The organism is Trichothermofontia sp., assembly GCF_053493415.1.
Window position 1 is genome coordinate 1 of the sequence record NZ_JBRCAD010000138.1, and the last position, 9,505, is coordinate 9,505.

Here is a 9,505-nt window from a genome sequence, read left to right on the forward strand (position 1 = left end):
CCCCCATGGGGGCAACTCTACCCATCCTGGTCATTGCCACGGGGGCAGAGATGGGGGCCTTACCGGATGTCGCGGTCCCGATCGCAGATTACTTAACCCCACCGCTCTTGGCCCCGATCGTGCAGATCCGGTTGCAATGTCTCTTGGAAAAGCACACACTGCGGCAACAACTGGCCAGCACCCAAGCGGCATTGGCACACGCCCAACAGGCCCAGCAGCAAGCAGCCAGTGCCCATCAACGCCAACTGCAACGGGAACAATTGGTCTGGTCCATTACCCAACGCATTCGCCAATCCCTGCGGGTGGATACGGTGTTTGACACCACGGTGCAGGAAGTACGGGCTTTTTTGGGGACCGATCGGGTGTTGATCTATCAATTTAACCCCGACTGGAGTGGCAAAATTGTCGCTGAATCGGTGGCACCGGGCTGGGTGTCCATGCTGGGGCAGACCATCCTGGATGCTTGCCTCTCCCTACAACTGTGTATTCAGCCCTATACCCAGGGTTCTTTTCAAGCGATCGCGGATATTTATACGGCCAATATAGCGCCGTGTTATGTTGATCTGCTAGCCCGCTACCAAGTCCGGGCCAATTTAGTCATTCCCATCCTCAACACCGCCGCCACCCTACCCCAAACGTCGGAGCATCGCTGGGGCTTATTAGTCGCGCAGCACTGCACCGATGCCCGTCCCTGGTTAGACTCGGAAATTGAGTTACTACAGCAATTAGCTACGCAAGTCTCACTCGCCCTCAACCAGGCCAACCTGTATGAGCGGGCCACCCAGGAACTCGAGGAACGTCGCCAGATTGAGGCATCCCTGCGCCTGAGTGAAATGCGCTTTCGGGCCATCTTTGAACAGGCCGCCGTTGGGATTGACTACTGCGATCAAACGGGGCGGTTTCTCAAGGTCAACCAAAAGCTCTGTGACCTGTTGGGCTATTCCGAGGCCGAGTTACTCACGATGTCCTTTCGGGAGATTACCTATGCCGATGACCTTGACGTTGATCAGGAATATAAACGCCAACTTTTGGCGGGCGAGCTTACCGCCTATGCCCTGGATAAGCGCTACGTTCGCAAGGATGGGCGCTTAACTTGGGTTCACCTTACCGTTTCCCTGGTCCCCGATCCAGCGACCCAGGAACCCTACCTACTGGCCATTAGCGAAGATATTAACGATCGCAAGCAGGCGGAAACGGCCCTACGCTACAGCGAAGAGCGCTGGCAATTGATTCTCCAGGCCAATAATGATGGGATCTGGGATTGGAACGCGGAAACCAACGAAACCTTTTACTCCCCCCAGTGGCGGGAAATGCTCGGTTATACCGACGGGGCCATCATCAAGCCCAATGATGACTGGCTCACCCGCCTTCACCCCGATGATCGGGAGCGGGTTCTGGCTCTGCGGGATGCCTATCTTCGCCGCGAAATACCGCGCTATATCGCCGAGTATCGGCTACAGCGTCGGGATGGGTCCTACCTGTGGGTGAATACCCGCGCCCAGGCCCTCTGGGATGAGGCGGGCCAGCCCCTGCGGATGGTGGGATCTAGCCGCGATGTCACCACCCGGCGGCAAATGGAAGAAGCCCTGCGGCAACAACTCGATCGGGCGCTACTTCGCCGGGAATTGACGGAAGCCATCCGCTCCCAAATCGATATTCAGCAAATTTTTACGACGACCGCCAATCAGATTGGGCAAACCTTTGGCGTTAGCCGCTGCCATGTGGTGATCTACTACGAAGGTCCCCCCGCGTGTTTGCGCATTGTGGCGGAGTATCTTGCCCCCGGCCAAAGCCCCTTCCCCCACGCGAGCGTGCCGCTCATTGATAACCCCCATGCCCAAAAAATCATGGCCCAGGATCAGGCCGTGGCAACAACGGATGTCTATGCAGAGCCGCTCCTGGCCAATGTGGCTGAGTTTTGCCGGGTTGCCGAACTTAAGTCCCTCCTCGCTGTTCGCACCTCCTATCAGGGCGAAGCCAATGGCGGCATTAGCCTGAACCAGTGCGATCGTTATCGCCAGTGGGAACCAGACGAGATTCTGCTGCTGGAGGAAGTGGCAGCCCAGGTGGGAATTGCCCTAGCCCAGGCGAAGCTCCTGCAACAGGAACAGCAGCGCCGCCGCGAGTTAGATCAGCGCAATGCGCAACTTAAGCAAGCGATCCGGGAACGCAGCCGCTTTGAAACCCTCCTCACGGGGCAGGGGCGTATCCTCACCATGATAGCCAGTGGCGTTCCCCTCATGACGGTCCTCACCCATCTGGCCCAATTCGTGGAAGCCCAGATTGACGCTAGTTTATGTGGCTTTATGCTCGTCAATGAGACCGGGAGCCATCTCAGCCTAGCCGTAGCCCCCAATTTGCCCCTGGCCTATGGGGATGCCCTCGGGGAGGTTGCGATCGGGCCAAACCAAGGCAGTTGTGAGACAGCGGCCTACCGGAAGGAAACTGTCGTGACAGAGGATATTGCCACCGATCCGGGCTGGGAGCCATACCGAGAGTTGGCCCTCAGTTATGGCCTACGGGCGTGCTGGTCCATGCCCATTCTGGCCGATGGGGATGAGGTTTTAGGCAGCCTAGTGGTGTATTTCCAGACCCCGCGATCGCCCAAGACGCGGGAACAGCAGCTATTAGCCCGTGTGACGGATTTGGCCCGGATTGCGATCGAACGCCGACAGGCCGAAGCCGCCCTCGCCCGTAGCGAACAGCAATATCGCCACCTCGTGGAAACCTCCCAAGACCTGATCTGGTCAATGGATCGGCAATTGCGGATTACCTTTATCAACCAGGCAGCCCGCAAAATCTTTAACTGCGACCCCGAAGCCATGCTCGGACGATCGCTGGCTGACTTCATGCCACCATCGGAATTGGCCCAAGTGCAGCCTTTATTCGATCGTGTCCTGAAGGGCATATCCGCCCTGCAACACGAAATGAGTGTCCTGTCCTGTGAGGGCAATACCTGTTGCTTACTGTGCAATACGGCTCCCCTCCACGATGAAACGGGCGTGATTGTGGGGATAACCAGCACCGCCAGTGATATTACGGAGCGCAAGCAAGCGGAAGCTGCCCTGGTGCAGTTAGCCGCGATCGTAGAATCCTCCGGGGACGCTATTATTGGCCTGGACCTGACCCAGCACATCACCAGTTGGAATTTGGGCGCAGCGATCATCTATGGCTATCGGGCAGAGGAAGCGATCGGTCGTCCCATTTCCACCCTGTTATTCTCCCCGGAAGCAATCCCAGAAAACTGGGACACCCTAGCGGCCCAGACAACCCACACCTATCGCCAAGCCCAACACTATCGCAAGGATGGCCAGCGGATTGATGTGTTTGTCACCCTGTCGCCCATTAAAGATGCCACGGGGGCGATCGTGGGCTACTCCTTGATTGCCAAGGATATTAGCGATCGGGCGGCCATTGAACGGATGAAGGATGAGTTCATTTCCATTGTCAGCCACGAACTCCGGACCCCGCTGACCTCGATTCGGGCGTCCCTGGGCCTGCTCCTGACCAATAAGTTGGGAACCCTGGAGGATAAGGGCTACCGGATGCTGGAGATTGCCGTGAATAATAGCGATCGCCTGATTCGACTGGTCAGCAACATTCTGGATCTAGAGCGCCTGGAGTCACGGCAGGTCAGTCTAGCACCGACGGTACAGGATTTTGGCGAGCTGATGTTGCAGGCGGTCGAGTCGGTGCAGTCAATGGCAGATAAGGCTGAGATCGAGCTATTGGTGGTGCCCCTTTCTGTCCAGGTTAAGGTCGATAGCGATCGCATTCTGCAAGTGCTAACAAACCTTTTGAGTAATGCGATCAAATTTTCCGAGGCCCATAGTCTCGTCTCCCTGACGGCTCATGTGCAATTCTTCTCCCACGTCCAGCTTCCCGCAGCAACGCCCTCTCTGCCTGAAGCCATTGCCGTGCCACCGGAGACCGCTCGGAAATCACCGTTTGCCGCTTACCTACGGGTACAGGTGCGGGATCAGGGACGGGGGATTCCGCCGGATATGATCGCAGCCATCTTCAACCGCTTTCAGCAGGTAGATGCCTCTGACTCGCGGCAGAAAGGGGGCTTTGGGTTAGGATTGGCCATTTGCCGCAGTATTGTCCAACAGCACGGGGGGAATATCTGGGTGGAGAATAACCCCGATCGCGGGTGTACCTTCTCGTTTACCCTGCCCCTGCTGTGGGAAAGCGCGTAGGGGGGATGCTCATTTCACGCTTTCTTCACGATTTCCGCCTATGCTGGGTTTATTCTTAGCGGTTGACCCCTAGGAAACTAAGACTAGGGTGGCGGGAGTCTGTTTTGGCACGCCAGTGTTGGCAGGGTTCCCAGATTACCAGTCATCCAGTTGAGAGGATGATCGCAGGCGATGCGCATCGCTAAAGTGTTCCAAGGAAGATCTCCCGCGCAGGCAAACCCTGCTTAATTGAGTACCTTGATTTACGATTCCAGGTTTAGGTAAAATGTCTGACAAGCATGTCTTAATTATTGATGATGAGGATGATATTCGCGAAGTTGCCCAAGTTAGCCTAGAACTTATGGCTGGCTGGAAAATTACGACGGCAGAGTCGAGTGAGGCGGGGATTACCCAGGCCAAAACGAAGCAACCAGATGCAATCCTGCTGGATGTGATGCTGCCAGATACGGATGGTCCCACCACCTTTCGGATACTCCAGGGCGATCCCACGACTCGCCATATTCCGGTCATTCTGCTCACTGCTAAGGTGCAAGCGACGGATCAACGGAAGTTTGCTGATCTGGGGGTAGCGGCAGTGATTGCTAAACCGTTTGATCCGGTCTTATTAGCCGATCAGATCGCGAATCACTTGGGTTGGGAGATACCGGTACCTGCCTAACGCCATGTGTGTTTTCAGAAAGGCAGCAGGTTTTTTAATTCCTGCCAGATGGGGGAAACAGGCGATCGCGATTGCGGTTGGGTCAGTACCCCATAGCGCGGACTGAACAAAATGGCCAGCATAAACCCCGTAAACGCCACCAGGACGATCGCGGGACCGGAGGGGACATTAAACCAATAACTCAAATACAGGCCACTAATACTCGCAGCGATCCCTAACCCGGCTCCCAAGGCCATCATCTGATGCAACCGGGTAACCCATAAATAGGCTGTTGCCCCCGGTGTAATCAATAACGCCAACACCAAGACAACCCCCACTGCTTTGAGGCTAGCTACTACAGTCAGGGCAATTAAGGCCATAAGGCCAAAATTTAGGAGATGTACTGGTAAACCCGCCGCCTCGGCACCTAAGGGATCGAAGGTAAAAAACAGTAATTCTTTGTAAATCAGGAAAATTAACCCCACCACGATCGCGGCAATAATGGCCGTATCCCGCACATCGGCGATCGTCACCCCCAAAATATTGCCAAACAGGAAATGATTGAGATCGATCTTATTGTGCTTTTGAATCACGGTAATTAGGGTAATGCCAAAGGCAAAAAAGGCGGAAAAGACAATCCCCATCGCCGCATCTTCCTTAATCGGCGATCGCACTTGAATCCAGGCAATCAGCAGGGTACTGATAATCCCCGCGATAAAGGCCCCCACGAAAATATTGCCCCCCAACCAAAAGGCGATCGCCAACCCTGGTAACACCGAATGGCTAATCGCATCCCCTAGCAAGGCCAGTCGCCGGACCATCAGGTAGCAGCCAACGAGTGAACAGACTAAGCCCACTAAAACGGCAATAATCAGCGATCGCTGCATGAAGCCATACTGCAATGGCTCCAGTAACGGCGTGAATAGGCCCGCCAATGGCAGCGCCAACATTAGGCCGCCTCCGCTGCAAAGAATTGCACGTGCCCCCCGTAGGCCCGTTCGAGATTCATCGCGTTTAATACCTGTTGGCGGGGTCCACTGGCCACTAAGGTCCGGTTCAGTAAAATCAGATCATCAAAATGGGTAATACTTTCCCCCAAATCATGGTTCACGACTAGGACCGTCTTACCCGCTGCGGCTAACTCCTGGAAGACTTCAAATAAGACCGCTTCCGTTTTCTGATCCACTCCGACAAACGGTTCATCAAAACAGAAAATGTCTGCCGCTTGGGCGAGGGAACGGGCGAGAAAAACCCGCTGTTGTTGCCCGCCGGAGAGTTGGCCAATGGGCCGATCGCGATAGGCCATCATCCCCACCCGCTCTAGGGCCGCCGCCGCCAAGCGCCGACTGGTGGCCGAAAATGGCTGGAACCAGCCCGTGGGCCGCACCCGCCCCATCATCACCACATCCCAAACCGTCGCGGGATAGGTCCAATCCACCTGGGTTCGCTGGGGCACATAGGCAACCCGATGACGCTGCTCGGCTAGGGGGCGATCGCCATACAACACCGTTCCCTGCACGACCGGAGCCATACCCAGCATGGCCTTGACCAGCGTACTTTTGCCTGCGCCATTGGGGCCAATTAACCCCGTCAGCCGACCCGGTTGAATCGTCACCGTAACATCTTCGAGGGCATTAACTTCGCGATATTGCACCCCTAAATGGCTTACCCGGATTAAGGCAGCGCTGGGGTTAGGCTGGGTGGTAACAGCGTACATGGTCCCCAAGAAGAATAATGAAACAACTATGAAAAGTCTAACAAAATATGAAATGATAATGAAAAGGAGCATTGGGAAATCAACCGGATGTCACGATTCAGGTTCCTTGCATTGGGTCAGGCGTTGAGCGGCCATTGCCCCCGCCTCGTTTGCTTAGCGTTGCTGGCTTTAGGGATCGGAGCCTGTACCCCAGAGGCATCCCTGCCCGACGGCAAGGCGCGGCCCCAAGTCGTGGCGACCAGTACGATCATCGCGGACTTAACCGATGCCGTTGGCGGCGATCAGATTCAATTAACGGGCATTCTGGAGCCGGGAGCCGATCCCCACATTTATGAACCTGTCCCTGCCGATAGTGTTGCCCTAGAGAAGGCTGATCTGATTCTCTACAACGGCTTTAATTTAGAACCGGGGTTGATCAAAATGATGAATGCTGCTGGGACACGCGCTCAGAAGCTGGCGGTGGGTGAAGTCGTCCCCCCCTTGGATCTGGACTACGAAGGCCAAAAGGTGCCCGATCCCCATGTGTGGGGCGATGTGGAAAATGCGATCGCGATGGTAACCGCTATTAAAACGGCCCTGATAGACCTAGCCCCGACCCAGCAAGCGCAAATTCAGCAAAACGCCGATCGTCTCATTGCTGATCTACAAAAACTTGACGCCTGGGTCGCACAACAAATTGCGACGATTCCACCCAATAACCGTCAGTTAGTCACGACCCACGATGCTTTTCAATACTATGCCCATGCCTATGGTCTACAAATCGTCGGTACCTTGATTGGTATTAGTACCGAGGAACAACCGAGTGCCCAAACGATTCGTTCGCTGGTGACCGCGATTAAAAATACTGGGGTTCCCAGCATCTTTGCTGAGACGACGATCAACCCGGTGTTGATTACCACCGTTGCACAGGAAGCGGGTGTGCAATTGGCCCCACGTCCGCTCTATTCCGACTCGATCGGTGCTCCTGGTAGTGATGGTGACTCCTATCTCAAAATGATTGCGGCGAATACGCGCACGATCGTTGAAGCCTTAGGAGGCACCTACACCCCTTTTCAACCCTAGGCTAATTGGCAGCCACCCCTACGGCTTGCTCAGGAGTTTACGGCTCCTTCATTCCTAAAGTCTGCCTTTGACGCTGGAGTTGCGCTTGATAGGCGATCGTCTTTGCATTCGTGGGTCCCAGTAGCGCCCCATAGAATGCCGCCAATTGGCTCAAAACCGTGACTTCACCGTCTAAATCTTCGGCCTGGCGATACTGCTCTAATACCTGCAAATACAATGCCTCGGCTTGCTGCCATAGTTCCACTTCCCAACAAAGATCGGCTAGCAGATGTGCCACGGCGATAGACGGTGGGTTGGCGGCTTGACGGTACGCTTCCAGAAGCGCGATCGCATCCGCATACAGTTCATGACTGCGGTAGAGATGGGCCAGTGCCAATGCCTCGGCTTCACCATCGAGGGTGGCTTGCAGGTGGGCAACGGCGGTTTTGACTGGTTGGGCATCTGCTTGCGGCAAGACTGAAAAGAAGGTCTTACAGCCTCCAGTAGAATTTATACTGGCGGATTTTCTAGGCGTTTAGCTAAGAGGCAATCTTCAAAGCTAAAGGCTTCTTCATCTAAAAAGCTCGCGATCGCAAGTTCGATGATAGTCTCTAGGGAACAGTTCATCTCAATGGCTTTTTCTTGGAGGGCCACTTTGACATAATCGGGTAAGTGTTTTACCAGTTGATCAATCGCTTCTGGGGAAAGGTGCTGGATGGTAAGTGTCGAATTCATAACTCTTTGGGAATTTTTACGTTATAGGGTCGATTGGTTGCTTGCAGAATTAGGGTTTCTAGTTCATAGGATAATCCAGGACGCTGCCATTGATTAACGGTAACGCAAGCGATTCTGACTTCATCGGGATCGTAGCGATCGAGCCAACCCCAGAGGAAAACTTTATGCCCAGTGCGTAATCGCTCTTTTAGATTTTTGGCCTTACCAATATAAAGTAAGCCTTCGGTACGATGCCGAAAGGCATACAGGCCAACTTGTGCTGGGATGGTGTCAAAGGTACGGCTGAGTGACTGACACTGCTCAAAAGGGGTGGATGCAAGTGTGGCGAGGATCTGTCGAGCTTCTTGTTGAATATCACTGGATATGGCGGCGAGTGATTAATCTGAAACTTGATAATTTCTTCCTAAGCGTTACGCGATCGCATAGCCCGTGTAGGGTCTGACGGAGGGTTCATAGAAACCTAAGACAATATCAGATGTGGGAATCCCGGCAGCGACGAGATCATCGGTTACGCCGTCTTCGGTGCCGTCGCGTTGTACCCAAACTTTGCCGTCAATAATTTCATTCTCAACTGGCCGACTATTCCCCTTAAATTTGGATGGATCAGGGTCTAAGTGTCGCCGGATCAGGGGATTCTCACCATTTCTAAGTTGACCCCATTCGGTAACATTTCGATTAGTCGTTCTGCCTGTCCTGATCGTCGTCGGATTTTAGGGACAACCTCCAGATGTTTTCTAAACCAGCCTTGCTTAACCTCGGTGACAAACTCAAGCTGAGCGGTTTGGAATAAAAACGTCTCGAATTGGCTAGAAGTTGCTATTGGGAATTGCTGGACTGGATTGGGGGTAACCTTGGCAGTTAGAGTAGGATTTACACGGTTAGGTTGACCTGATAATGCCTGTAATATTTCAGTGGGTGTTTGATAGCGTCGCTTCAGCGATCGCTCCAACATTCGATCCAAAACCTCCCCTAGCTAGGCGCTAACCGAATTCTGTTTCAAAAAATCACGCCACACCCATTTATCTTCCATCAACTCCGGAATTTGGGGATGCTTACCCAGGGCATGAAGTTGTTCCGCCTCCTGGTTAAACAGCGCGATCGCCTTTGCCAGCAATTCGGGATGCCGCTGGATCGGCTCCGGGGGCGAAAACTGCTTAATCACACAGAGCGCATTAA

General features: G+C 54.2%; 10 protein-coding genes. 3 read left to right on the plus strand and 7 right to left on the minus strand.

The annotated features are described in order from the left end of the window. Together ACWIUF_RS12035 and ACWIUF_RS12040 are read left to right on the plus strand one after the other, a co-directional pair. Nucleotides 1–4,199, plus strand: a 4,199-nt coding sequence (locus ACWIUF_RS12035) for a PAS domain S-box protein (RefSeq protein ID WP_448572629.1), incomplete at its 5' end; no start/stop codon positions are given. 265 nt (nucleotides 4,200–4,464) lie between these two features. After that, nucleotides 4,465–4,857 (plus strand): response regulator, encoded by a 393-nt coding sequence (locus ACWIUF_RS12040; protein ID WP_448572630.1) that lies wholly within the window; start codon nucleotides 4,465–4,467, stop codon nucleotides 4,855–4,857. A gap of 14 nt (nucleotides 4,858–4,871) precedes the next feature. On the opposite strand, the gene ACWIUF_RS12045 is transcribed toward ACWIUF_RS12040, so the two are convergent. Both ACWIUF_RS12045 and ACWIUF_RS12050 read right to left on the minus strand, forming a co-directional pair. After that, nucleotides 4,872–5,786: a metal ABC transporter permease gene (locus tag ACWIUF_RS12045; protein WP_448572631.1), complete on the minus strand. Its 915-nt coding sequence runs from the start codon at nucleotides 5,784–5,786 to the stop codon at nucleotides 4,872–4,874. Next, entirely contained in the window at nucleotides 5,786–6,553 is a 768-nt protein-coding gene (locus tag ACWIUF_RS12050; RefSeq protein ID WP_448572632.1) for a metal ABC transporter ATP-binding protein, read from the minus strand. Before ACWIUF_RS12050 ends, ACWIUF_RS12045 begins: the two co-directional genes overlap by 1 nt. An 87-nt stretch (nucleotides 6,554–6,640) precedes the next feature. Between ACWIUF_RS12050 and ACWIUF_RS12055 the strand changes: the two genes are divergently transcribed. Further along, the gene (locus tag ACWIUF_RS12055) at nucleotides 6,641–7,615 is read left to right on the plus strand and encodes a metal ABC transporter solute-binding protein, Zn/Mn family (protein ID WP_448572633.1); all 975 of its coding nucleotides are present in this window, start codon (nucleotides 6,641–6,643) and stop codon (nucleotides 7,613–7,615) included. A 37-nt stretch (nucleotides 7,616–7,652) separates the two neighbouring features. On the opposite strand, the gene ACWIUF_RS12060 is transcribed toward ACWIUF_RS12055, so the two are convergent. The 5 genes from ACWIUF_RS12060 to ACWIUF_RS12080 form a co-directional block, all read right to left on the minus strand. Further along, nucleotides 7,653–8,069 (minus strand): hypothetical protein, encoded by a 417-nt coding sequence (locus tag ACWIUF_RS12060; protein ID WP_448572634.1) that lies wholly within the window; start codon nucleotides 8,067–8,069, stop codon nucleotides 7,653–7,655. Nucleotides 8,070–8,104: 35 nt separating this feature from the next. Then, a complete protein-coding gene (locus ACWIUF_RS12065; protein ID WP_448572635.1) occupies nucleotides 8,105–8,329 on the minus strand; it encodes a hypothetical protein in 225 nt (74 codons plus the stop codon). Beyond that, on the minus strand, nucleotides 8,326–8,694 hold the full coding sequence (locus ACWIUF_RS12070; protein ID WP_448572637.1) for a GIY-YIG nuclease family protein: 369 nt from the start codon (nucleotides 8,692–8,694) through the stop codon (nucleotides 8,326–8,328). Before ACWIUF_RS12070 ends, ACWIUF_RS12065 begins: the two co-directional genes overlap by 4 nt. 45 nt (nucleotides 8,695–8,739) lie before the next feature. Next, nucleotides 8,740–9,027: an element excision factor XisI family protein gene (locus tag ACWIUF_RS12075; protein WP_448572638.1), complete on the minus strand. Its 288-nt coding sequence runs from the start codon at nucleotides 9,025–9,027 to the stop codon at nucleotides 8,740–8,742. Nucleotides 9,028–9,302: 275 nt separating this feature from the next. Next, a partial coding sequence (locus ACWIUF_RS12080) for a hypothetical protein (RefSeq protein ID WP_448572636.1) occupies nucleotides 9,303–9,505 on the minus strand: 203 nt, incomplete at its 5' end.